We start from the raw sequence: 23,310 nt of genomic DNA on the forward strand, positions 1-23,310 counted from the left end.
TCCATTTCAGACTGATTAATGGAGTATTGTCAGGCACGTTTTTCAAAAGTGTGAACATTTTTGCAAAAAAATTTATAAAAAAGACCGCTTGTAAAAACAAAAAGAGCCACAGAGTGGCTCAATTATGCGTAACCCCGTACGCTTGCGTGCGGGGTATAAATGCTCTTGAAAGGTTATTACTATTTCTTTTTAGCACTGATCGCTTTGGCAATAGAAAAAGCGGTTTCCCAAGCTTGTTGGTTATCTGTAACCTGTATTTTTCTACATGCAATAGCTTCGTTGTTATAATCTGTAACATCTACTTGAGATGAATTTACCAACAAAATAACTCTACGCAATGCACAAGCTGCTAAAGGATTTTCATCATGCCCAAACGTTCCAGACTCCATGCTATAAGCTACATTTCTTAATTTTTGATATTCGCCTGTTGCGATTGCTTCTGCAATTTCTTTTTGAGCTTTTTCTGTCGCCCCAAATGCAGATACTGAAGCAACAAGAAGTAAAGTAGGAATTAATTTTTTCATGGTTTTACTCCCTTGAGATTGATGAAATATTGTAAAAAGACTACCACAAAAAAGCCCCGAATGATCGGGGCTATGCAAAAAATTTTGTAAATATCAGGTTCTTCGCCCATTCCGATGGGCATTCACTGCTAACATCTGCACAATTTTAAAAATCTGCTCTGTCGTACACCATTGCAAACGCTCAATACCAAACGACCGCTTACAAATAGCGTGAACATAATGCCAAGACTTACCACTACTAGCGATAAAGGCTTCAATCTTTCTAATATAACCTTGACGCACCTCATCTGCGTTGCTGGCTGTCGGGCGTTTACCATATTTTTTCGATTTAACCTTAAACCCTTTAGCACGCATACCTTGCAACACTATCATCAACTCAGGGTCAGTCATCATCGAACAGCTAGGTTTATCTACCAACTCCATTAAAAAGAGCTTATAGGCTTCATCGCTCATCTTCAGCTCAGTTTTGCCGATATGGATTTTCTGTATCATCTGCTTACGAGTTTGTGCGTACATTCTCTTTCTCCTGTTGCCACTGTTTCCAATCCGCAAAGCCGTGTAACTTTACGCATTCCTCTTCACCCCTTAAACGAACTAAGCGATCAATGTATTGAATATTCGCTGTTCGATTATCACTTTTTGCCCTTTCCTGTGCTTCTTCACCCGAAAGCACCTTATTATTTTCTTCCGTTCTAACCACCGCAAACTGTGGCTCCACGCTCTCATACACTCTTTTTAAGTAATTATGACTGCTCAACGGCTCGAATTTCCCATTCTCACGACGATTGCGTCGCACCTGCTCAACCGTATCTGCCAACGCTTTTGCCAAAACATTAGAGCAAGGGTAAAGCTCCAACAAACTTTGCAAAATCCGCAACGCTCGACTATTGCTTAAACTGCTTTTCGGGGGTTTAAACAGCCCCAAATATGCCACCGCAGGACGACCACAACCAGCGGTCATTTCGGTGATCGTTTTAAGTAACTCTCGCCCAGCATCATCTTCAACTAACGCCTCCAGCGTTAAATCTGAGTGACAAATCGGGCAACGACACAATTTCATTTTGCACCTCCCTAAGAAAACAGAGATAAACGCTGACGCTTATCTCTATTCTCTCAACCACCGCCCCAAGTGCATTTACAATTTTATTTAGGCTCTGCCGATAAAGATTGAGTGGGGCGGTGTGAGTGGTTTTTTAGTGGTTACATAGTGTCCTCCTTGTTTTTGAATTAGCTCAATCTAATTGAAACACCATTTCCTATAACAACACGTTTTTTGTCTTGCTCTGCATATTTCTGCAATAAGGAATAAGTCTTTGGCATTCGAGCCTTTGTAATTTCTTGATTATAAGTTGCTTCCAACTCTGCCCAATTTTTGATAATTTCCGCCCAAACAGGACATATAGACGTTAACTTACTCAAATGATTTCGCATTGCTGGAGCGACAGTCAGTAATTGCATACAACGCCTTAAATCCGCAGGATCTTGTGGATAACATACTCGTTTTGGTACCACATCAAAGCCAACTACAAACGCCATTGTTTTACTACTTAACCCTGTCTCACCATCAGCTAACCATTCAATTATTTGTTGTTGCATTTTGTTCATTTTATTTCCCCTGCGATATAGGACGGCACCATCACTTCTTTAATCTTATACAACATAACGCTGTCAGCACCTTGTTCTTTAAAAGCGATATACAGCTCGTCACCTTCGCCAAATTCGCCCCAATTATTGTCCCGAAGCTCACGGATAATAATTGCAGAAATCCCTTCCGCCATAGCCGACAAATCTTCTTTTTCAATGTCGGCTGTAAATTGCTTGCAATCCTCACGTTTCAGATCGTCATAATCAATGTCGTCTTTGTCGTACCAGTAGTCATAAAAATAAGTATTTCCCATATTTCCTCCATCACTTACACAAAACTCTCTAACTTCGTTTCCCCTGTAAACTCTAGCACCGTAGCACTTGCAATTTTGAGTAAGGCATTAAGCTGACCTTCAAGGTATTCCGTTAAAATAGCGTGCTTATGTGCTTCTCTTGTGCCATTTAACTGACGAGCAACATCGGCATATTCAACAAAACGCATCGAGCGGATTTTTAAATGTTCGTCCAACTTAAAATTTACAATAAACGCTTCTTCGCTTTCATAACGCATCGCCATAGATTGCACACGAAAACCATTTTGTAACGCCCCTAACGCTTTTGCTTTACCGTCTAGCGTATCTAAATGGCGACAAGTCAAAAACTCTTCATTGTCGTTTGCCAACTTACGCAAAGTCGCTTCGTGCTGGAAATGCAGATATTTAAAAAGCGGTTCGCCTTTTTCCAAAAATTTTGTCAATTTAGTGTTTAACCCCAGCTTTTCTTCCGACACAGCAATGCTTTTAAAACCTGCAAGTTCAAACAATTTAATCAAGTTGTTCAACGCCAAACGGCTGTGTTTAGAGCGATTATTCGTAAAAAGTAGCTCTTTTTCAGGGCAGTAAAACACATTGACTAACTCGCTCGAAAATGGCACATCTTGCAGTAAGTGAGCTTCAGCAACTTGTCGCCACTCTTTATCAGTATTCGGTACAATCTTCGGCATTCTTTCATCTCGAAGTGATTCTGATTTTTTCAGCTCATAAATTTTCGCTGAAAGTAGCTCTTTAGTAACTTTTTTAAAGGTTGTCCGCAAAGTAAAGAACAACCCATTATCCAGCTCTAACACTTTCGTATTTGTCATCGGATTTTTGACTAACTCAACGGTGGTATAACTACCTACTGGCTCAAAAGTTGCCTCTTCTAACACTTCTTTCACATTGTCCACAGGGAACTTAATGCTGTGAATGTTGCATTGTGTCATCTGAATAAAATCACTGTTTTTCATTTTAGTTTTCCTCTTGGTTAGTTGATAATTTAAGCTTCACTCGCTGAATTTGCCCAGCCACGTCCATCAAAACCACGCCAGCCAGTGCAAAATCGTCCATTTCGACTAATTCCGTCGCCCCCTGTATCTTCTCAATCAAGTCATACAAGCGGTCTTTTATTTGCCATTTTTCGCTATCGGTCATCATTTACCCCTTATGGTTAAAACACATTATTAACGCCCCTTTCACCGTTCCCCCTCTTTGACAAAGAGGGGGTTAGGGGGAGATTTAAAGAGCGTTTAAATGGGCTTTAAGCAACTTGCTCAAACGGCTTAATCACAAAATCTTCCACTCCTTGCTTAATCGTCACGCCAGCAATCCCTTTTGCCACTTCAGGCTCAAGCAGTAGGGCTTCTTTGTTGATTTCGTTTTTGGTGCGAATAAAGCGGTCAAAGCCCATACGTTGCATAAAATCAAGCACCGCATCCGCCCCACGAATTGCCACAGAAGGCGGACGTTGTCGCCATTGCACTTCGCCTGTCACAAAGTTAGCGGTTTTACTCTTGCCGTTTTCCGTCAATTCATCACGGTGTGCTTCGCAGTATTCCTGCACCGCTTGCTGTAACGGCTCAATCTCTGCCTGTAAACGTTTCAACTCAGGGGCATAACGCTCACTGGTTTCGGCGATAATATCGTTCATCTCCGTGGTTAAACGGGTATGCTCACGACTTAAATCCCCGATCTCTTTAATTGCACTTTGCACTTGCTCTTCCGTGGTAAAACGCAGTTTTGCCGGTTGTTTTACTCGGGTTTTTGTTGGTTGTTTTGCCATTTTCTTAACTCCTAAACTTTCGCTTCCCACCACACTCTAATCCCTTCAATCATCGTGTAGTAACCTTTCCATCTACCTAAATCTTCGCTATGCCCTTGGGCATACCAGTGTGCTTTTCTTGACTCAATTAACGCTCTTGCCACCCCCTCATTACCTGCAATATCCACCTTGATTCGTGGTTTAATCTTCGTAAAATCAATCATCAACACCGTAAAACCTAACGCATTGATATGCCCAATCGCCTTTTGTGTTTGGCGTAAATACTTCACCGCCATCTGATTTGCTCTATTAATTGTGCGTGCCATCTCACACCACCTTTTCTTTTCCCAGCTTCACAACGATCACCCGTTGCCCTTTATTTCTTCGGTGATAGCTCGGCGTTGACCATTTCCGCACCGTTTTTGCTGTCACCCCTAACTTGATTGCTAACTCTTCGGCTGTACCGTCAGCCACATTCTCTTCGCCACGATACGCCGCATAGATCTGACGGTATCTCATTTGCCACCTAACCAATCAACATCTTGGTATACTCTTTAATCAACCGTTCATCAATTTGACATTCATTGATATGACTTAACCGCACCACACCACGAATCAACTTGTTCAAACGTCTCGCATTACCTTGACTATGTTTAAAAAATAACTCGTTATATTCCCCTGTGTTCAATGCTCTTTCTGTCAATAAATGCAAATCCTTTTCAGGTAACGCATTACCGAGAGAACTCGTTCGCCAAATGCGGTTATACACCTGAGCCAAATCGTTATGTCTGCCTTTTAAGTTAATTAACAAACGCTCAGTCCCAACCAATGCAACACCCACTTTAGTTGCATCGTGGATACGGCGAATAAACTCCAACGAGCGAGTAGGTAAATTCTCCGCCTCATCAATGATAATGACCCGTTCACTACCCTTTAACCTTGCCACAATCCCATCAAACAACTGATCAAGCGTACCTCGGTTGTTTAAATTCAGTTTTTCACTGATTTTCTGCAACAGCACTTTTGCGGTGTAGCTCATATTGGTCTCAATTAAAATTACCCCTGTATTCTCTTTCGCATACTGCAACACCGCTTGCGTTTTACCCAAACCTGATGCGCCATACACTGCACACATATCGCCTTCAATGTGAGCCTCTTGAATAGTTGCCATAATTTGACGAGCAGTAAAAGTTGGCACAAACTCTGCACTCACCTTATACTCAAGCACCTTGTCTTTTTGGCGAGCCAAAAACTGCTCCACCTTAATATTCAACTCTTCAACATTGCCATCATACTCACCCCTCAAATACAAACTCACCGTAGCAATCGACACGCCTAATTTATTTGCAACCTCTTTTTGCCCAATTTTGGTGCGTTCCATATAATCTTTTAATAGTTGGTTTTTCATCGCTTATTTCCTATAATCAAAGTCTCTTTTTTCATCAATAGGCTTCGTTATGCTAAAAACTCCACCTGACCTTAATAAACTCACTAAATCAGAGCTACATTCACTCCTCGTTTTGCTAACTGGGATACAAGGTATTCAGTCTGAGCTTGTTCATTCTCTGTTTCGCCAATTAGCAACCCTATCGCCAGAGATTGCAGAGCAAGCCCTAAGTGATTTTTCAAATGTTGTTGATATACAACTGGATCTACTTGAGGCGGAAGGTGTGGATTCGCAAACGCTTGAAACACTTTCTCAAGTAGCGGACGATCTGTATTTGCCTTTAATGGAGCAAGTTTGCGAACTTCAAGAAAAAGCTCAAAAGCCACTCCATTAAACTCAACCAAACAGGTCACCTTATTATTTAAAGGTGCTTTTAACTCTGCACGTCTTGCCTCACGCACCTTTTTACGCTCAGCATTTACCTGTTCTTCACGTTGAAATTGTTTTAATAATTCACTTTTTTTCATCATTTCCCCTTAGCCTACGGCTTCAATTAATGCTTGTTTTTTCTCCCACTCCTCCCTCTCTACCACACTGGTAAAAATAGGACGAACAGACACTTTTTCTCGTTTTGGTTGATAACTTGTGGTTATTAACTCGCTTTGCTGGTGTTCAATCGTAATAACAGGATTACGCTCTGCCATAATTTCTGCCACTTGTTGCTCTTTCCGTTTAAGTCTGCCTTTGGCTCGCTCCTCACGTTTCTGCTCAACAAAGGACTGCGGAAACGCATCTCGTTTATTCCCTTCAAACTCGGCATTGCAGATAAACCGTCCGTCTTTGGTTCGCACCTGCACCCACATCGGATCGTGAATATCCACCCCGATAACAACTTCTTCCCCTTGGTAATCCAACAAATTCAAGCTGAAATACTTATGATTGTTCCACTCAATCAAGCCTCTATTCGTTGTGCGGATAAATTCAGGACGTTGAATATCCCTTAATTCAACATCGCTCAACCACACCACTTTTTCAATGTCGGTCACTCGTTGGTATTTCACCGCTGGCGTACAGCGAATTTCACTGTGAACGTGTTCATTGTTGTACCAATCAATCACTTCTTGAATAACTGCCTTCAACTCTTCCCAGCTTGGCAACTCTCTGCGAGCTTTCTTCTGCAAAGCGGTCAGTTCCTTGCCATTTTTTGCATTCGCATACGCCAACTGTCTAGCCAACATCTTACGAGTGGCTTCAGGATCGGCATTTTTGCCGTAGTAAGTTTCAAATCGCTCTGCAATTCGTAAACCTACCGTCTTATTTAACCGCTCAATAATCCCACGCCCCTGCGGATTACCTGCAATCCCTGTTGCGTGGTGGATAGAGAAACGTGGTAAAATCCCTGTGACTTCTGCATCAAGTATTTTATTTTTCTCACCGCCACCGTTATCAGAGTAATAAATCGCTGGCACACCGTGTGTCGCAATACCGTGTCGTAACGCATCTAGCACCGCAAAAGCGTTTTCACTCAACGACAGCGACCAGCCCACGATTTTTCGACTTGCCCCATCAACAATCATTGTCAGCTCAGGGGTAAACGGTCTGCCGTGTACAGGGTGGGCAACTTTTAATTTCAGTGAGTGACCATCACCAATCCAAATATCATTTGCCACAAATGGCGACCAATCACGCATCACATAAGGCAATAACTGCTTATATTTCGAGCCACTTAAGCGACCTTTCTCTAAGATATGGATCGGCAACTTCGCCATTGCTCGCCTTACTTTGCTGATATTAGGCATTGCCTCTAACATCATCGGATTGTCGGCATACCGTTCAACCCACTCCGCCTCAAAGTAACGATAACTTTCTTGCACGCTTAACGCATTCTTCTGACGGTAAATCCCCAACAACCAAGAAAGCCACCAAATTTCTTCTGCCTTAACTTCCTGCCTTACGAGTGGGGCAAAAAGTTTTAACCGTTGCTCAACGCTTGTCACCTTGCAGTAATCCACCACCCAGCCATTTAAAGTACGAACGCTGACTGTCCGTTTTTTCGATTTTTTAGCGTTAGCCGTTTCAACCAACACCGCAAGATGCGGAGGCAATCTGCCACTTTTTGCAAGTTCGCAAACATAAGTGACCGCTTTAATTCGGCTCATTGATTGTTCTAAATCCAACACATACTGGATCAGCCCTATGCGAGCATCAGCAATCTCACGCTGTTTGGTTGTCAAGTTCGCCAAATCCACCTCGGCTTTCACCGCAGGTAATTTTTTCGGCTTACTTTCCACCACCGCCACCGCAAAACGTGAGCGGATTTCGGTTTGGACGGCTTCGGGCATTGAGATGAGTTCATACTCTAAGCCACCACCACGCCCTTGACGTTTTCGTGATTTCCAATTTTCTCGTTTAGCTTTTTCAAAAATCCTTCTACTACTGCTTGGTAAACACTTAAGATTTAATTCAGCCAATTCATTTGCGTTATAAAATTCTTGCAATGCCTTCATGCCAGCCTCGCTAAATCATTTGAGAAAATTGATTTTTTAAGCGAGCAATCTGATTATTCCTAAACACTTGTTTTTGTTCTTTTTTTGCATAATGTGGAAACACTTTTTCTAATGGTTCATCAATAGCAATAGCAATAGCTTTTGCAATTCTTTGGCTGCTCTTACCTTGTTTAATTGCACTTGAAACAGCTTGAGAACTTACGCCCAGAGCTTCAGCAATCATCGAGGCATTTAAGTTTTTTCTTTTTAATGCTTGATAAATTTCTTTTTGGTTCATAAAATCCCCTATCAACCAATTATTTAAACTGGTTAAATCAACTAATTAAGAAAACAAGTTTATTATATGCCAATAATTTTTGGCAAGTCAAATAATTTTGTATTTATTTGAGGATTTTTTATGCAACTAGCAATTACCCGTGAGGATATGGGCATTAGATTGGTCGAAGAACGCACTAGATTAGGATATAGCCAAGCCAATTTTGCACATCAAACAGAAGTAAACAGAGAAACATTAAGACTTAATGAATTAGGAAGAAGCGGTATATCTGCTGAGTTTCTTGGGCGTGCAGCACAGTTAGGTGTAGATGTTCAATATGTTATTACTGGTATTCATTCAAAAAACATTGAAGAATTTAACTCACCATCAAATAACATTAAAGGAAATGGCAATAATGTTATTTATGGAGATAATGGCATTATCAATAGCGGAACGATCAATAATATCAAAACGGAAAAATATACAACAAAAACAAAAGCTATCGTTGAGCCAAATGAAATTCATATTAGTGAAGAAATCGCTAGAACTCTGCAAGATTTAGTAAAAGAGATTGTTGAATTAGAAGAGAAAGTAAAAAAATCTCCTAAATCATATCAAGCTGTTTGGTCCTCTCTTAATAAGCACTGCGGGGTTGCTACCTACAGACTAATCCCTGTAGAGAAAACCGACAAAGCTATCACATATTTAAGAAAGTGGATTGGTAGACTTTCATCATCAAAATCAGCTCCGAAGAAAGTCGGCAATACTTGGCGTAACAAGAAATACGCTTATATAAAAATCAATACAAAAGGGATTGAAGATTGGTTAAGCGAACATCTGCAAAGCAAATATGCCGTCGGTAGCATTACCGAGCTAAGCGATGATCAACTTCAAAAAGTATATCAATCTGTCTCTACCAAAAAACGCTCTATACAGAAATAAACTTTGACGTTTTAGCGTCATAGTTATTTTTCTAACTTAAATATGTGGAATAGTATTTTTCTATTATATATCAATTAGTTAGAGAAACTATGACGCTTTAAATGAATTTGTTAGAAACGTCAAAGTTTTCCATATATAACTATGACGTTAAAAATGAGTAAGGGCGAAGTAACATTTCGCTGATTAGCGACAACAAAGAAGGGCATTTACCAATTAGTATTTCGAGCAACAACGCCCAGAACCTGCAAATCATCGGGCAAGTGGTTCATATCGGACACAGCCTAATTTAAAAATTTAAAATGGTTTTTAAAATTTCTTAAACCCATTTTAAAAACCGATCAAACCTGCCCAAACCTATGCAAAAAATATTGCAAAAACTGCCCATTTTCAACCATTTTTGCCCATTTTACTTTTTGCATAACTCCCCCCAACAAAAAATGCGGTAAGCCCCATCACACAAAGCTCCACCGCATTTTTTCAGCCCAAATTTTTTTCTTTCTTTCTATGCAAAAATAGTTAGTACCCCACAAAATAAAATAATTAAAATTAACACCATTCCATATGTATTAATTATTTTCTTTAATGTTGCTTGTGACATAGTACATACCTCGCTATTTATAAATAATATGGTTTGAGTCTTTACTGTTTTACTAATCCAGATGCAAATGCTAGGACTCGTTCCTGAGAGAGTTCTTGATATGGAATAATGCCAACCTTATGACCTTCGTGCATAACCATTACGCGATCGCTCATCGATAATAGCTCTAACATATCCGAAGTAATCATAATGATGGTTTTACCTTGTTTTGAGAGTTCTACCATTAACTTATAAAGTTCTGCCTTAGCTCCAACATCAATGCCTTTGGTTGGTTCATCTAGAATGAGGATTTCAGGTTCGAGAAGTAACCAACGAGCGAGTAATACTTTCTGTTGATTTCCCCCAGATAAGTTATTGGTGATGACTTCTACATCAGGTGCTTTAATTTTTAATTTATCTTTTTGCTCATTGGCGGTTTTATGGGATTTATCAACAGAAATGAGAAAATGCTCTAAATAAGGTGACATTTGAGGCATAATCATATTGTCGATAATATTTAGGTTCAGGAATAAACCTGTTAGTTTTCGGTCTTCAGTCACAAAGCCGATTTTATGTTCCATTGCATCAAGCGGGTTGTTTATCTCAACTTTTTTCCCGTGAATATAAATTTCACCACTATCCGCAGGTTTATAACCAAACAAACTTTCTACAATTTCAGAACGTCCAGCCCCAACTAAACCCGCAATACCAAAGATTTCTCCTTTACGGACAGAGAAACTAACATCTTCATATTTACCTGCTCGAGTAAAATTCTTAATTTCAAGGGCGATTTCATCAGGTAATTCAAAACGTTCTCTTTGGAACATTTCTGACATATCCCGTCCAACCATCATTGAAATTAATTCTTCTTTGGTTACATCAGTAGTGGCTTTTGTACCCACATATTGTCCATCTCGAATAACGGTAATTTCATCAGATACTTTGAAAACTTCATCAAGTTTATGAGAGATAAAGATAATGGCGATACCACGTTTTTTAACCGCATCAATGATTTTATATAGTTGTTCTACTTCCATTTCGGTTAAAGCGGTTGTTGGTTCGTCCATAATGATGATTTTGGCATCATTAGAAACCGCAGTGGCAATAGCAACTAATTGAGCTTTTGCAACTGAAACTTCGGACATTTTGACGGTAACGTCCATTGGAATACCAAGCTCAGAGAGAAATTCTGCTGCTTTACGATCCATCTCTTTTTGGTTTAATAAGAATTTTCCTTGAGTAATTTCTCTTCCCAAATAGAAGTTATCAGCAATAGTTAAATTTGCAGCGGGAGAGATTTCTTGGGGAACCATTGTGAGTCCACTACGAATAGCATCAATAGGGCGAGATGGTTTGAACGGTTTATCATCTAAAATTAATTCACTACCGTCATCAGGAATATAGATACCATACAGGATTTTCATCAAGGTAGATTTACCTGCTCCATTTTCCCCCATTAATGCGTGAATTGTGCCACGTTTTACTTTTAAGTTGATACCGTCCAACGCTTTTACCCCGGGGAACGTTTTAGATACATTTAGCATCTCTAAAATGTAAGGGGAGCTAGTTGTATTCATTTTTGACTCCTTGGTTTTTAAGGATGATTTATCGTTTTGTCCTCATAGATTGAGAATAAAAGAGATAACTTATTAAAGGGTGAATTCACCCTTTAATAAGTTTATGGTTAATTATTTATATTTTGCTCTGTATTTCTCTTTCATATCTGGAGTCACTAATTCAAAAGGAACCCAGTTGTATTTTTCAACAGCTTCTCCTTTTGCGATTTTATAAGCGATTTCTGCTCCAGCGTATCCTTGTCCTTGAGCTGATTGGAATACTGTTGCGTCTAAGCCACTGCCTAAGTATTCAAGAGCATCTGGTGTTGCATCAACACCTACAATAATGATGTCTTCATCTTTAATACCTAACTTGCGGCTTGCAAGTACTGCACCAATTGCCATCTCATCATTGTTACTTGCAATAACATTGATTTTTTTGTTAGCGGCAAGTACGTTTTCTGTAATGGTGAGACCTCTGTCTCTTTCCCATTTACCTTCTTGTTCAGAAACTACTTTAACGTTACCTGTTCTAGCAAAGATTTCTTTCACACCCTCTGACCGTTTAGCTGTTGCATCTAAACCAAGAATACCCATTAAGATTAAAGATTCTGCAGATTTACCATTTAAAGCATTTACAATGTAATCACCTTGAATACGTCCAGCTTCAATTTCATCAGAACCAACATAGCTAGTAACATATTGCATATCTTCATCGTTTGGTTTACGGTTAACAACAATTAACGGGATATTCGCTTTCTTCGCTAATCTCCCAATTCTCTTCACAATTTGTGGATCTGTTGGAACAACTAATAATGCATCAACTTTTTGATCGATAAAGTTTTCAACATCATTTAATTGACGTGCAGGGTCACCATTTGCATCAGTGAGTTTAATTTCAACGTCATTATGTTTTGCATCAAAATCTCTTACAGACTCTTGTAAATAGGTTTGCCATTTATCTGCAAATGCAGCCATTGGTGCACCAATAACAATATTTTTGGCAGATGCTGTTTGAGAAAGTAATAAACCACTGCATAAAACAGCTAATAATGCTTTTTTCATAAGCCACTCCTTAAAGGTTGAGCGAATAACGAAATCTCTGAAATACCACTATATTGCACAATGTCATAAGAAATTTATTGTGAATATAAATTTCAAAATCCAACAATTTGAAATAAATTGTCTAAGTGTATGTATAACATTTAGTATTTATGTAGGCAACGACTAGATTTTAATTTTGTGAATTAGATCGTGTTTTTTTATGTAAATTTTTTGTTATAGACTTTTGATGATGCTAAAAATTTAGAGAATATGTTTTTGGGAAAAAATAACCTAACGTTGAAGTTAGGCTATTTTTTTATAGTGTTAGAATTGAGAGATTATAGTGTTGGCATACTAAAGGCAGCTTGTGATCTCACACTATTATCTGGCCAACGTGTTGTAATGGTTTTCATGCGAGTATAGAAACGAACGCCATCGCTACCATACACATTTAATGGACCAAAGATAGAAGCTTTCCAACCACCGAAACAGTGGAATGCCATCGGTACTGGAATTGGAATATTTACGCCAACCATACCTGCTTGTACATCTTGGGTAAATTGACGAGCTGCATCTCCATCACTTGTAAAGATAGCACTACCGTTACCATAAATGTGCCCATTAATAATAGACATACCGTGAGCATAATCTTTCGCACGTACAACGCAAAGAACTGGACCAAAGATTTCTTCTTTATAAATAGTCATATCGGTTGAAACGTTGTCGAATAAGGTTCCTCCCACAAAGTAGCCATTTTCATGGCCTGCAACTTTATACGGACGACCATCAACGCAAAGTTTCGCTCCTTGTTCTACGCCTTGATCAATATAGCTGATGATTTTTGCTCTATGTTCTTTTGAAATAACAGGCCCCATATCATTTTCTTGTTGACCTTCTGGTAAAATTCCTGGTCCAATTTTTAATGCTTGTACTTTTGGTACCAAGGCTTCAACAAGTTTATCTGCTGCTTCATCTCCCACAACAACAGCAACAGAAAGTGCCATACAACGTTCACCTGCCGCACCAAATGCTGCACCAAGTAAGGTATTTGCTGTAATTTGAATATCGGCGTCAGGCATAATTAATGCATGGTTTTTGGCTCCACCAAGAGCTTGTACACGTTTACCATGAGCTGAACCTTTCTCATAAATGTATTGAGCAATAGGAGTTGAACCTACAAAACTGACTGCTTGAATACGAGGGTCGGTTAATAAAATATCAACAGCCTCTTTATCACCTTGAATAACGTTGAATACACCATCAGGTAAACCAGCTTCTTTTAATAGTTCAGCTAAACGAATAGATACAGATGGATCTTTTTCAGATGGTTTTAATACAAAAGTGTTACCACAAGCTAAAGCAATAGGGAACATCCACATCGGCACCATTGCTGGGAAGTTAAATGGTGTAATACCAGCTACAACACCTAATGGCTGCTGCATTGAGTGAATATCAATACCTCGTCCAGCATTTGCTGAGAATTCCCCTTTTTGTAAGTGAGGGATACCTGTCGCAAACTCAACAACTTCTAAACCACGAGTTAATTCCCCTATTGCATCAGAGTAAATTTTGCCATGTTCCGTTGTAATTAGACGAGCTAATTCATCAAAGTTTGCTTCAAGTAACTCTTTGAATTTAAATAAAATTCTTGCTCGTCTTAATGGGGACTGTTGCGACCAGTTAGGAAATGCTTTATCTGCAGCTTCAATAGCTTGATTGACTTCTGCTACTGTGCTGAGTTTAACTTTTTTAATTTCTTCTCCTGTAGCTGGATTGAATACAGAAGAAAAACGAGAGCTGGCACTCTCTACTTTTGTACCATTAATGAAATTCTGAACAAATTGGCTCATGTGTGTGCTCCTATGAAATATAAAGTAGAAGGAATTCTAGACAATAACGGTGCAAAGCTACCTCTAAAAAAAGAAAATTTCAAGCTAAAAATCATTAAAATGAAAAATATATTTCATTTTTGTGATCCGTATAGAAAAATGAGCATTTTCTAATACAAAAAAGTGTAGATATTTTTTATAGTACAGGCTTAGGTCAATAATATTTAATGTGAGGTATTTATGAGCTATTTACTGTCAAAAAGTCAAAAACACGGACAAATCCAGCACATTACACCAGAAAACGCAAATTGGGAGTATGTAGGTTTTGATGCTTACCTTTTGAGTAAAGGAGAAGAAATTACATTAGAGAGTGGGACAAGTGAACTCTGTCTAGTGTTTGTTGCAGGGAAAGGCAATGTAATCACCCCAACAGAAGTTTTTGAAAATATTGGGAATAGGTCTACACCTTTTGAAAAGATTCCTCCTTATGCTTTATATGTTCCTCATCATTACCAACTAAAAGTTGTTGCTACGGAAGATTTAGAACTGGCTGTTTGTCGAGCGCCTAGTAATGGTGATTTACCATTACGCTTAATTAAGCCACAAGAGATAGGCGTAGAAAAACGAGGGGTCGGTAATAACCAAAGATTGGTACATAATATTTTGCCTGAAACTGAGCCTGCTGATAGTTTATTAGTTGTGGAAGTCTTTACTGATGAAGGCAATACGAGTTCTTATCCAAGCCACAAACACGACCAAAAAGATTCTCCAAATGAAACTTATCTTGAGGAAACTTATTATCACCGTTTTGAGCCTGCACAAGGTTTTGCAATGCAACGAGTTTATACTGATGATAGAAGCTTAGATGAATGTATGGCGGTTTATGATAAAGATGTTGTGAAAGTACCAAGAGGCTATCATCCAGTAGCGACTATTGCTGGCTATAATAATTACTATTTAAATGTGATGGCTGGTCCTGTACGTAAATGGCAATTTACGTGGGAAAGCGAGCATGCTTGGGTAAACAGTATGGCTTATAGTGAGAAATTCAAATAGATACTCTACTGAAACATATAATATCTTTCCGTTTAACCTGCCCGATTTTCCTACATTTTTCAAAAAATCGGGTAGGTTCTTTTTGTGAAAAAAATAATCAATAAATGATTTTTTTGTGACACCTTTCACAAAATTAACATCTCAATGTAAATCCACTTTGAAAACTGTCAACTTTGTACAAATATGCTTTCCGTTACCTAGGTAAACCATTTTTATTATTGTAATGGAGGCAGAGATGACCGCAGTCAATAACAATACGCCGTTACTCTCAATGAAGAACATCAGCAAATCTTTTGTGGGAGTTCAAGCCTTAAAGAATGTTTAGCTTGAACTACATAAGGGAGAAGCTCACGCTTTAATGGGTGAAAACGGTGCTTGTAGTGGTACACTAATCCTATACTGGAGTATCTATCTTAAATAAAGATATTCCAGCTATTCATTATATGATTGGCGTTACGGGAACAAATCACGTTCCGTGTGTGCCTTATGCTACTTTCGGTACTTGGCAACGACACCAGATGTCCCAATCCTTTCTGATGAAGAAATTAAAGTTGTTTTAGGCAAATTCTCAACTTATAGATTGAGAGTAGAAGAGAAGCATTGATAGTACTAGAGTAACAACTATATTATTAAATATATGCTTGCGGATAGTACTTCTCCGTCAATTGCACCAACATTGCCAGCGAGATTGTTGGCAATGTGGTGGTTAATCCTCTTGCCTCTATATCATTTTGTAACACAAAAACTGTCTTGTTGGTAAAAAGTTGTGGGTATTTTACCGCTTGTAATACGCCATCTTGCCATAACACGATGGCATCATCAGGGGTAACTTGTTCAAGAATAGCGTTTAGTGTTGATAAGTCATATTGTGCTTTGGAAAATGTATAGAGCATAGTATGTCCTTAGAATGTGAGTACTTTTTCGGCTTGATGCAGGGTATCAAATAATGCTGTTCGGCTAACAAAACGGAGTTCGGGTAGTATCCATTCTGCGTGATGTAGCCCACGCTCATCTACTGATTGTTGGCAGACAAAACATTCGGTTAAATCATAGAGATCGATTAGCTTGAATGTGGATATGTGATCTTTTTGTAAAATCATTTCAGGCTGTTGATTAGCAACTAGATTGAATACGCCATCATTGAGAAAGCAAATGGCAATTTCATCTTCATTGCAAAAAGCACTGGCAGCCAATAGAGCATCAAGACCTTCTCGGCTTGTTGATGTGCCAAATGGGGGCTGAGTAAAGAGAATAGCAAGTTTATAACGTTTCATTTTAAATAGTCAGTAATCGATCTGCAGTAAATACCGCTTGGCTAAATTCACCAAGACCTGCAAGGGTAAAACCTTCAGCAAGATTTTGCTCTACAATGCCCCGTCGTTGAGCGGCTGCAATACAGAGATGTAACGGCAAGCGGTGAGATTGGGCTAAGCTTTTCCAAGCCTCAACCAAATTCAGTTCATCGCTGGCTGGATCAATAAGTTGATTTGCATTGCTAACCCCATCTTGAAAAAAGAAGATTTGTTCAATTCTATGCCCCTGAGCTAAAAGTGCTTGAGCAACTTGATAGGCTAGATACGCCCCTTGTGAGCCATACACCCCGTGTTTTACTGCCAACACATATCGCATTATTCACCGTCCTGTTTGAGCTGGCGAATGTAGAGATAAACCGTGTGGCGAGAGATCTCTAAGCGGTCAGCAACTTGGTTGATTGCATCTTTAATATCAAAAATACCTTTTTCAAATAATGCAGTGACAATATGGCGATTTTTATTGCTGTTAGAAATGTTACGGTCGTTTTTTACTTCGATAATGGTGTTTTCAATGGTTTGAGCCACTAAGTCTTCAACAGAACTTGCAAAATTCACTGAACCTTCGGTTTCCTGTGGGGCAATAAAACTATTTAAAAATTGCGATACAGGGATATCAAGATTGATATTAATGCAAATTAAGCCGATAACGTGTTGTTTACCGTTGCGAATGGCAATGGTGACAGATTTCATTAATACTCCACCCTTGGCGCGAGTGAAATAAGGTTTGGATACGCTGTCGGTTTGCATATGATGAAGTGACCACAAAGCCCGATCTGTAATCGGCGAGCCAATTTTGCGGTCGGTGTTATGCCCATTGACGATATAAATCGCAGAGTGTTCTAAGAACTCAAGGGAATGCAGTACGATTTCGCAATGCTCACCAATGAGAGCTGCTATACCATCAACAACGGGAAAGTAGGAAGCCAAAATGGCGTGATCTTCATCAGAAAGCGGATTGAATTTTGCTGTCATACTTTTTCGCTACATAAAATTAAAAATAAGGGCACAAATTGTGCCCCTATAATGCGTTTAAGTAAACTTATTTTGCTGGTTTAAAATCTAATAATTCGATCTCAAATTTTAATGTGGAGTTCGCCGGGATTTTCCCTGCTTGACGGTCGCCGTATGCCAGTTGTGGTGGAGCAACAATTTCCATTTTGCCACCTTTTTTCAACATAGGGATTGCTTCAACCCAAGCTGGAATTAATTGATTTAATTGAAACTCAATCGGCTCACCACGGTCGTAAGAGCTGTCAAACACAGTACCATCTGGTAATGTACCTTTATAATGTACTTTTACTGTATCAGTTGCTTTTGGTGCTTCGCCTGAGCCAGCTTTCTCAATTTTATAGAGTAGCCCAGATTGAGTTTTCTTCACGCCGGATTTTTTTGCATATTCAGCACGGAATTTATCGCCAGCCTCAATGGTTGCTTTACTTTTTTCTGCTAGGATTTTAGTTTCTTGTTCAACTAAATAAGCATCTAACGCTTTTAATTGTTTTTGTAAATCTTCATCGGTTAACTTACCGCTTTTTTTCAATGTGTCTTGCACACCAGCTAAAACACGTTCTTGGTTATAAGAAAAAATCTCTTTTTGAGAGCTAATAACTCTCTCAATATCCTTTCCTACTAATACACCAAAAGCGTAAGATGAATCATCAATAAACTTAGCATCAGCTTTGGTTTCGGCAAAAGTTGCTTGTGCTGTAAAAAGTGTTGCAGTCATCATTGCTAATGCAGACAGTTTGTTTTTAAACATAAAGTTTCCTTGTAAAAGTCATTAAATAGAGTGTTAAAACAAAGGTAGATAGGGTAAAGTGTATTTCTTTTTAATACAACCTTTATTTTGAAATGTCAGAAAATTTCAATAAGATAACTACCTCTTTGGCGGAGTTAGAAACTAAAATTGCTTTCCAAGATCATACGATCGAGGAACTTAATCAAGCTTTAATTACCCAACAGTTTATGCTAGAAAAACTGCAGCACCAAATACGCCATTTGGCTGAAAAATTGCACAGTGTTCAGCCAAGTAATGTTGCAAGTCGTGCAGAAGAAACACCGCCACCGCACTATTAGAGTGATATTTAGTGATTTTGTTCAATGGATAACATAATGAAATTTAGAAATTGGATCTATTTTATTAGCTTATGGCTATTTATATCTTCGCTTTTTGCAGAAGAACCTACAAAAACACCGCTATTCCAAGATGGAAAAGGCTACTATTCTTATAAAAAACCACTAGATATTTTGTTACCAAAAGATAATCGGGTTTTAATCACTTATTTTTATCAGTATGGTTGTGAAGTCTGTTTAAACGGTGATGATTATTTAAAACAATATGCTTCTCGACATTCAGACAAAGTGGTTTTAGAACGTGTTGCCGCTTTTAGTGAGAATAAATATGGAATTACGGTAAGTTTAAATGCACTTTTTTCAGAACTGGGAAAACCTGAATTAAGCGAGAAGTATTTATTTGATAGCTCTTATCAAAATGATCGACTTATTACCAATGGTGAAGCAATAACCAAATGGTTGAATAAACATCAGATTTCGTTAGACACCGTTGAGCAGGTAAGAAAACAGGAAAATTACCCGAAAAGAATTTCACAAAATTATGAATTAATAAAACGCTATTCACCGCCAGTTATTCCTATGGCTGTCTTGAATGGTAAATATATTTTAACTAAAAGTACTCTTTATAATGATGATTATACCTACGCCGTACTCGACTTTTTAGTCGATAAATTACAAAAAGAACAACAAGGAGTCACAAAATGAAAATTGGTATCATAGGTGCAATGGCACAAGAAGTCGAAATTTTATTAGGCTATATGGCAGAGCCGAAATTAACGGAAATTGCTGGTTGTAAAATTTACGAAGGCAAAATTAATAATACTGACATTGCACTATTGCAATCGGGTATTGGCAAAACAGCCGCTGCAATGGGAACGGCATTATTATTACAACTAACTAAACCTGAAATGGTGATTAATACGGGATCTGCTGGGGGATTAGATGCCAATTTGAACGTAGGCGATATTGTGATTTCAACGGAAGTTCGTCATCATGACGTTGATGTCACCGCCTTTGGTTATGAAAAAGGGCAACTGCCAGCTAATCCAGCTGCGTTTATGGCAAACGAACAACTTGCACAAATTGCAATCAAAGAAACCGAAAAAGCCGGATTTAATGCGGTATCGGGTTTAATTTGTAGTGGCGATCTTTTTGTGAATGGCAATGATATGATTGCTCGTATTCGCAATGATTTCCCGTCCGTAAAAGCCGTGGAAATGGAAGCCGCTTCTATCGCCCAAGTGTGTCACGCATTCCAAGTGCCTTTCGTTGTTGTGCGTACAATTTCTGATGTGGCAGACAAAGAATCTCATCTCTCTTTTGATGAATTCTTACCGCTTGCTGCAGAAAAATCGTCTGAAATTGTATTGGCAATGTTGAATAATTTTGCCTAATCAAAACAGCAAGAGGTAATTTATCTCGTAATATTTGCAAATTTTAACCATAAAAAAACCGCTTGTTGTCGAAATTTATCTTCAAATTTTGTACAATTCTGTTCCTTTAGCCTATGCTTTGCATAGGCTTGTTTATTTGATTATCTATATTGTTGAGATTGTTTTATGAGTTCAGCACCAAATATCGGCTTTGTGAGCCTTGGTTGCCCTAAAAATTTAGTCGATTCGGAACGTATTTTAACCGAGCTTCGTTCAGATGGTTATAACATCATTTCCAGCTACGAAGGGGCGGATTTAGTGATTGTCAATACTTGTGGGTTTATTGACAGTGCTGTGCAAGAGTCTTTGGAAAGTATTGGCGAAGCATTAGAAGCTAACGGCAAAGTGATTGTGACAGGCTGCTTAGGGGCAAAAGAGAACCAAATTCGTGAAGTTCACCCTAAAGTCTTGGAAATTACAGGACCACATAGCTATGAAGCGGTGATGAAACACGTTCATAAATATGTGCCTAAACCAGAATACAACCCTTATGTCAGCCTTGTGCCAAAACAAGGCATTAAGCTAACCCCGAAACATTATGCTTACCTGAAAATTTCGGAAGGTTGTGATCACCGTTGTACATTCTGTATTATTCCATCAATGCGTGGTGATTTAGACAGTCGTCCAATCGTACAAGTGCTAGATGAAGCGAAACGTTTAGTGGATTCTGGTGTCAAAGAGCTGTTGATTGTATCGCAGGACACTTCCGCATACGCTTTAGATAAGAAAAAAGAAGAAGGCACCAAAACGGTTTTCTGGAACGGTATGCCAATCAAAAACAACTTGATCACCCTCTGTGAACAACTAGGTTCAATGGGTGTTTGGGTACGTTTGCATTATGTTTATCCGTATCCACACGTTGATGACCTTATTCCGTTGATGGCTCAAGGGAAACTTCTGCCTTATTTGGATATTCCATTGCAACATGCAAGTCCAAAAATCCTTAAAGCGATGAAGCGTCCAGGATCTATTGACCGCACATTAGAACGCATTAAAAAGTGGCGTGAGATTTGCCCAGATTTAACCCTGCGTTCAACATTTATCGTTGGTTTCCCTGGAGAAACGGAAGAAGATTTCCAAATGTTATTGGATTTCTTAAAAGAAGCACAATTAGATCGTGTCGGTTGTTTTAAATTCAGCCCTGTTGATGGTGCTGTTGCAACTGAAATGGAAGATCAAGTTCCAGAAGAGGTGAAAGAAGAACGCTTCCACCGCTTTATGCAATTACAACAACAAATTTCGGCAGATCGTTTACAACAGAAAATTGGCAGAACCCTGTCAGTGATTGTCGATGAAATTGATAAAGAAGGAATAATTGGTCGCTCAATGGCAGATGCTCCAGAGATTGATGGCGTTGTTTATGTAGATAATCTTTCAGGTGCAGAAGTCAAAGTAGGGCAAATTATTTCAGTAACTATTACCCAAGCAGATGAATATGATCTGTGGGGAACTTGTTAAGTTTTATTAAGGAATTTGTATAAATTCACAATCAGCGTAGCTTTTCAATAGCTAACTTTTTGAAAGAGTGGTGAGATCTGTTTAGAATTTTTCCACTCTCACCCTCTATTTATTTAGCACCTGCAACCCTCAGATAAGGTACTCAAATATTAATGTACCACTATAGAGCTCCTTCTGACTCTTCAAATAATCAGCATAAATATATTGTGGAGATGTTCAAACAACGCTACGATGCAGATGCTTCTTCTAGTTTGATTTGAATGCTCCTTACTATGGGGTTATTTTCTTAATAGTTCGTATGTGAATCATGGATAAAGTGTAACAGTAAAGATTTTTCTTCTAATTTCAAAAAATTCCCAAATTTTCATCGCTTACACGTTATAATAGCCAACATTTTTGAATGAATTTTTAGGAAAAAGACAATGACAGCGAAATTTAACGTTAAAACTTTCCAAGGTATGATTTTAGCCTTGCAAGATTACTGGGCAAACCAAGGTTGCACCGTGGTTCAACCATTCGATATGGAAGTCGGTGCGGGGACATCTCACCCGATGACTTGTTTGCGTGCTTTAGGCCCTGAGCCGATGGCGTTTGCTTACGTTCAGCCTTCACGTCGTCCAACTGACGGTCGCTATGGCGAAAACCCGAACCGTTTACAACACTACTATCAATTCCAAGTGGTAATCAAACCATCACCGGATAACATTCAAGAACTCTATTTAGACAGCTTGAAAATGTTAGGCTTCGACCCAACGCAAAATGACATTCGCTTTGTGGAAGACAACTGGGAAAACCCAACGTTAGGCGCGTGGGGCTTAGGTTGGGAAGTGTGGCTAAACGGTATGGAAGTGACCCAATTTACCTACTTCCAACAAGTGGGTGGTTTAGAATGTAAACCGGTAACAGGCGAAATCACTTACGGTTTAGAGCGTTTAGCGATGTACATTCAAGGCGTGGACAGCGTGTACGATCTTGTTTGGTCGGACGGCCCACTTGGCAAAACCACTTACGGCGATGTGTTCCACCAAAACGAAGTGGAACAATCAACCTACAACTTTGAATATGCGAATACGGATTTCTTATTCTATTGTTTCGATCAATATGAAAAAGAAGCGCAAGAATTATTGGCACTAGAAAAACCATTACCATTACCAGCTTACGAACGTATCTTAAAAGCGGCACACAGCTTCAACTTACTTGACGCTCGCAAAGCAATCTCTGTAACCGAACGCCAACGCTACATTTTACGCATTCGCACCTTAACCAAAGGCGTGGCGGAAGCATACTACGCAAGCCGTGAAGCGTTGGGGTTCCCGGGTTGTAAGTAAAATCTCCCCCTACCCCCTCTTTGTCAAAGAGGGGGAATTTGAATGAGGTAATAATGACTAAACCAATTTTATATTTCGCCCACTGGTGCCCTGATACCGCCCCGTTTGTCGCTGAATTACAACGTCTTGGTATTGACTACGAAGCGGTGGATATTACCCAAAGCGGTGCAAATTTCAAACCATTTCTCAGATTGCGTGACCGCCACCCAGCTTTTGATAATGCCAAAGCAAATGGCTATATCGGTATTCCTGCTTTGGTGTTGGAAGATGAGAGAGTGGTATTAGAGTTGGGGGAGTTGGAGAGATTTTGCAATCAGTGATTGCATAATTGAATTTAATGCATCTTACTCAACTTTTTTTGTTCTTA

30 protein-coding genes and 2 pseudogenes are annotated in these 23,310 nt (G+C 39.1%); 10 read left to right on the plus strand and 22 right to left on the minus strand.

The genetic code is table 11. The features are described 5' to 3' along the window. Nucleotides 1–179: 179 nt before the first annotated feature. From J1G47_RS00355 to J1G47_RS00420, 14 genes are all read right to left on the minus strand, one after another. Nucleotides 180–524 carry a hypothetical protein gene (locus tag J1G47_RS00355; protein WP_026916638.1) on the minus strand — a complete coding sequence of 115 codons (345 nt, stop codon included), beginning with the start codon at nucleotides 522–524 and terminating at the stop codon, nucleotides 180–182. A gap of 93 nt (nucleotides 525–617) precedes the next feature. After that, on the minus strand, nucleotides 618–1,040 hold the full coding sequence (locus J1G47_RS00360; RefSeq protein WP_035520353.1) for a gp16 family protein: 423 nt from the start codon (nucleotides 1,038–1,040) through the stop codon (nucleotides 618–620). Continuing rightward, the gene (locus tag J1G47_RS00365) at nucleotides 1,021–1,584 is read right to left on the minus strand and encodes a hypothetical protein (RefSeq protein WP_207326675.1); all 564 of its coding nucleotides are present in this window, start codon (nucleotides 1,582–1,584) and stop codon (nucleotides 1,021–1,023) included. The genes J1G47_RS00360 and J1G47_RS00365 overlap by 20 nt, the downstream gene beginning before the upstream one ends. A gap of 167 nt (nucleotides 1,585–1,751) precedes the next feature. Beyond that, entirely contained in the window at nucleotides 1,752–2,129 is a 378-nt protein-coding gene (locus tag J1G47_RS00370; RefSeq protein WP_005711951.1) for a hypothetical protein, read from the minus strand. Beyond that, nucleotides 2,126–2,422, minus strand: a complete 297-nt coding sequence (locus J1G47_RS00375; protein ID WP_207326676.1) for a hypothetical protein — start codon at nucleotides 2,420–2,422, stop codon at nucleotides 2,126–2,128. Before J1G47_RS00375 ends, J1G47_RS00370 begins: the two co-directional genes overlap by 4 nt. A gap of 14 nt (nucleotides 2,423–2,436) precedes the next feature. Next, a complete protein-coding gene (locus J1G47_RS00380) occupies nucleotides 2,437–3,393 on the minus strand; it encodes a hypothetical protein (protein ID WP_207326677.1) in 957 nt (318 codons plus the stop codon). Between the two features lies 1 nt (nucleotide 3,394). Beyond that, nucleotides 3,395–3,580, minus strand: a complete 186-nt coding sequence (locus tag J1G47_RS00385) for a hypothetical protein (protein WP_207326678.1) — start codon at nucleotides 3,578–3,580, stop codon at nucleotides 3,395–3,397. Nucleotides 3,581–3,683: 103 nt separating this feature from the next. Next, nucleotides 3,684–4,205, minus strand: a complete 522-nt coding sequence (locus J1G47_RS00390; RefSeq protein WP_160434766.1) for a host-nuclease inhibitor Gam family protein — start codon at nucleotides 4,203–4,205, stop codon at nucleotides 3,684–3,686. 11 nt (nucleotides 4,206–4,216) lie between these two features. Beyond that, nucleotides 4,217–4,510: a hypothetical protein gene (locus J1G47_RS00395; RefSeq protein WP_160429187.1), complete on the minus strand. Its 294-nt coding sequence runs from the start codon at nucleotides 4,508–4,510 to the stop codon at nucleotides 4,217–4,219. 1 nt (nucleotide 4,511) lies between these two features. Next, complete coding sequence (locus tag J1G47_RS00400) at nucleotides 4,512–4,703, minus strand: hypothetical protein (protein WP_005711959.1); 192 nt, start codon at nucleotides 4,701–4,703, stop codon at nucleotides 4,512–4,514. 7 nt (nucleotides 4,704–4,710) lie between these two features. Beyond that, a complete protein-coding gene (locus J1G47_RS00405; RefSeq protein ID WP_016057750.1) occupies nucleotides 4,711–5,592 on the minus strand; it encodes an AAA family ATPase in 882 nt (293 codons plus the stop codon). Nucleotides 5,593–5,675: 83 nt separating this feature from the next. Next, nucleotides 5,676–6,098 (minus strand): hypothetical protein, encoded by a 423-nt coding sequence (locus tag J1G47_RS00410; protein WP_075605987.1) that lies wholly within the window; start codon nucleotides 6,096–6,098, stop codon nucleotides 5,676–5,678. Between the two features lie 9 nt (nucleotides 6,099–6,107). After that, entirely contained in the window at nucleotides 6,108–8,078 is a 1,971-nt protein-coding gene (locus J1G47_RS00415) for a Mu transposase C-terminal domain-containing protein (protein WP_081378464.1), read from the minus strand. 10 nt (nucleotides 8,079–8,088) lie between these two features. After that, nucleotides 8,089–8,355: a helix-turn-helix domain-containing protein gene (locus J1G47_RS00420; protein WP_035525371.1), complete on the minus strand. Its 267-nt coding sequence runs from the start codon at nucleotides 8,353–8,355 to the stop codon at nucleotides 8,089–8,091. Between the two features lie 120 nt (nucleotides 8,356–8,475). On the opposite strand from J1G47_RS00420, the gene J1G47_RS00425 reads away from it, so the two are divergent. Further along, nucleotides 8,476–9,276: an ORF6C domain-containing protein gene (locus J1G47_RS00425; RefSeq protein ID WP_035525374.1), complete on the plus strand. Its 801-nt coding sequence runs from the start codon at nucleotides 8,476–8,478 to the stop codon at nucleotides 9,274–9,276. 173 nt (nucleotides 9,277–9,449) lie between these two features. After that, a pseudogene (locus J1G47_RS11670) lies at nucleotides 9,450–9,566 on the plus strand (transcriptional regulator); the annotation flags it as partial. A 349-nt stretch (nucleotides 9,567–9,915) separates the two neighbouring features. Here J1G47_RS11670 and J1G47_RS00430 read toward each other — a convergent pair. The 3 genes from J1G47_RS00430 to J1G47_RS00440 all read right to left on the minus strand — a co-directional run bounded on the left by J1G47_RS00430 (nucleotide 9,916) and on the right by J1G47_RS00440 (nucleotide 14,303). Then, the gene (locus J1G47_RS00430; RefSeq protein ID WP_207326679.1) at nucleotides 9,916–11,430 is read right to left on the minus strand and encodes a sugar ABC transporter ATP-binding protein; all 1,515 of its coding nucleotides are present in this window, start codon (nucleotides 11,428–11,430) and stop codon (nucleotides 9,916–9,918) included. Nucleotides 11,431–11,541: 111 nt separating this feature from the next. Then, entirely contained in the window at nucleotides 11,542–12,474 is a 933-nt protein-coding gene (locus J1G47_RS00435) for a substrate-binding domain-containing protein (RefSeq protein ID WP_010786402.1), read from the minus strand. A 317-nt stretch (nucleotides 12,475–12,791) separates the two neighbouring features. Continuing rightward, complete coding sequence (locus J1G47_RS00440) at nucleotides 12,792–14,303, minus strand: CoA-acylating methylmalonate-semialdehyde dehydrogenase (RefSeq protein WP_112063146.1); 1,512 nt, start codon at nucleotides 14,301–14,303, stop codon at nucleotides 12,792–12,794. Nucleotides 14,304–14,522: 219 nt separating this feature from the next. Between J1G47_RS00440 and iolB the strand changes: the two genes are divergently transcribed. Both iolB and J1G47_RS12165 read left to right on the plus strand, forming a co-directional pair. Next, a complete protein-coding gene (gene iolB, locus J1G47_RS00445) occupies nucleotides 14,523–15,338 on the plus strand; it encodes a 5-deoxy-glucuronate isomerase (RefSeq protein ID WP_010786400.1) in 816 nt (271 codons plus the stop codon). 404 nt (nucleotides 15,339–15,742) lie between these two features. Beyond that, nucleotides 15,743–15,847: pseudogene (locus J1G47_RS12165) on the plus strand (L-fuculose-phosphate aldolase); the annotation flags it as partial. Between the two features lie 120 nt (nucleotides 15,848–15,967). Here J1G47_RS12165 and J1G47_RS00450 read toward each other — a convergent pair. From J1G47_RS00450 to fkpA, 5 genes are all read right to left on the minus strand, one after another. Continuing rightward, nucleotides 15,968–16,231: a DsrH/TusB family sulfur relay protein gene (locus J1G47_RS00450; RefSeq protein WP_005710954.1), complete on the minus strand. Its 264-nt coding sequence runs from the start codon at nucleotides 16,229–16,231 to the stop codon at nucleotides 15,968–15,970. 9 nt (nucleotides 16,232–16,240) lie between these two features. Further along, entirely contained in the window at nucleotides 16,241–16,612 is a 372-nt protein-coding gene (gene tusC, locus J1G47_RS00455; RefSeq protein WP_021110171.1) for a sulfurtransferase complex subunit TusC, read from the minus strand. Between the two features lies 1 nt (nucleotide 16,613). After that, the gene (tusD, locus tag J1G47_RS00460; RefSeq protein WP_075620802.1) at nucleotides 16,614–16,967 is read right to left on the minus strand and encodes a sulfurtransferase complex subunit TusD; all 354 of its coding nucleotides are present in this window, start codon (nucleotides 16,965–16,967) and stop codon (nucleotides 16,614–16,616) included. After that, nucleotides 16,967–17,623: a helix-turn-helix transcriptional regulator gene (locus tag J1G47_RS00465; RefSeq protein ID WP_075620801.1), complete on the minus strand. Its 657-nt coding sequence runs from the start codon at nucleotides 17,621–17,623 to the stop codon at nucleotides 16,967–16,969. The genes tusD and J1G47_RS00465 overlap by 1 nt, the downstream gene beginning before the upstream one ends. 67 nt (nucleotides 17,624–17,690) lie before the next feature. Next, nucleotides 17,691–18,410: an FKBP-type peptidyl-prolyl cis-trans isomerase gene (gene fkpA, locus J1G47_RS00470; RefSeq protein WP_010786395.1), complete on the minus strand. Its 720-nt coding sequence runs from the start codon at nucleotides 18,408–18,410 to the stop codon at nucleotides 17,691–17,693. 92 nt (nucleotides 18,411–18,502) lie between these two features. Here fkpA and J1G47_RS00475 point away from each other — a divergent pair, with 92 nt between their 5' ends. The 6 genes from J1G47_RS00475 to J1G47_RS00500 all read left to right on the plus strand — a co-directional run bounded on the left by J1G47_RS00475 (nucleotide 18,503) and on the right by J1G47_RS00500 (nucleotide 23,263). Beyond that, the gene (locus J1G47_RS00475; RefSeq protein ID WP_015939828.1) at nucleotides 18,503–18,727 is read left to right on the plus strand and encodes a SlyX family protein; all 225 of its coding nucleotides are present in this window, start codon (nucleotides 18,503–18,505) and stop codon (nucleotides 18,725–18,727) included. A gap of 36 nt (nucleotides 18,728–18,763) precedes the next feature. Next, the gene (locus tag J1G47_RS00480) at nucleotides 18,764–19,429 is read left to right on the plus strand and encodes a thioredoxin domain-containing protein (RefSeq protein ID WP_005710967.1); all 666 of its coding nucleotides are present in this window, start codon (nucleotides 18,764–18,766) and stop codon (nucleotides 19,427–19,429) included. Then, nucleotides 19,426–20,118 carry a 5'-methylthioadenosine/S-adenosylhomocysteine nucleosidase gene (gene mtnN / locus J1G47_RS00485; protein ID WP_207326680.1) on the plus strand — a complete coding sequence of 231 codons (693 nt, stop codon included), beginning with the start codon at nucleotides 19,426–19,428 and terminating at the stop codon, nucleotides 20,116–20,118. Before J1G47_RS00480 ends, mtnN begins: the two co-directional genes overlap by 4 nt. A gap of 165 nt (nucleotides 20,119–20,283) precedes the next feature. Continuing rightward, a complete protein-coding gene (rimO, locus tag J1G47_RS00490; protein WP_035493886.1) occupies nucleotides 20,284–21,615 on the plus strand; it encodes a 30S ribosomal protein S12 methylthiotransferase RimO in 1,332 nt (443 codons plus the stop codon). A 422-nt stretch (nucleotides 21,616–22,037) separates the two neighbouring features. Then, a complete protein-coding gene (gene glyQ / locus J1G47_RS00495; RefSeq protein WP_005710973.1) occupies nucleotides 22,038–22,943 on the plus strand; it encodes a glycine--tRNA ligase subunit alpha in 906 nt (301 codons plus the stop codon). A 53-nt stretch (nucleotides 22,944–22,996) separates the two neighbouring features. Then, on the plus strand, nucleotides 22,997–23,263 hold the full coding sequence (locus J1G47_RS00500; RefSeq protein WP_010786391.1) for a hypothetical protein: 267 nt from the start codon (nucleotides 22,997–22,999) through the stop codon (nucleotides 23,261–23,263). Nucleotides 23,264–23,310 lie beyond the last annotated feature (47 nt).

This window comes from Glaesserella parasuis (assembly GCF_017352235.1).
In the GTDB taxonomy this organism is placed as follows: Bacteria; Pseudomonadota; Gammaproteobacteria; order Enterobacterales; family Pasteurellaceae; genus Glaesserella; species Glaesserella parasuis.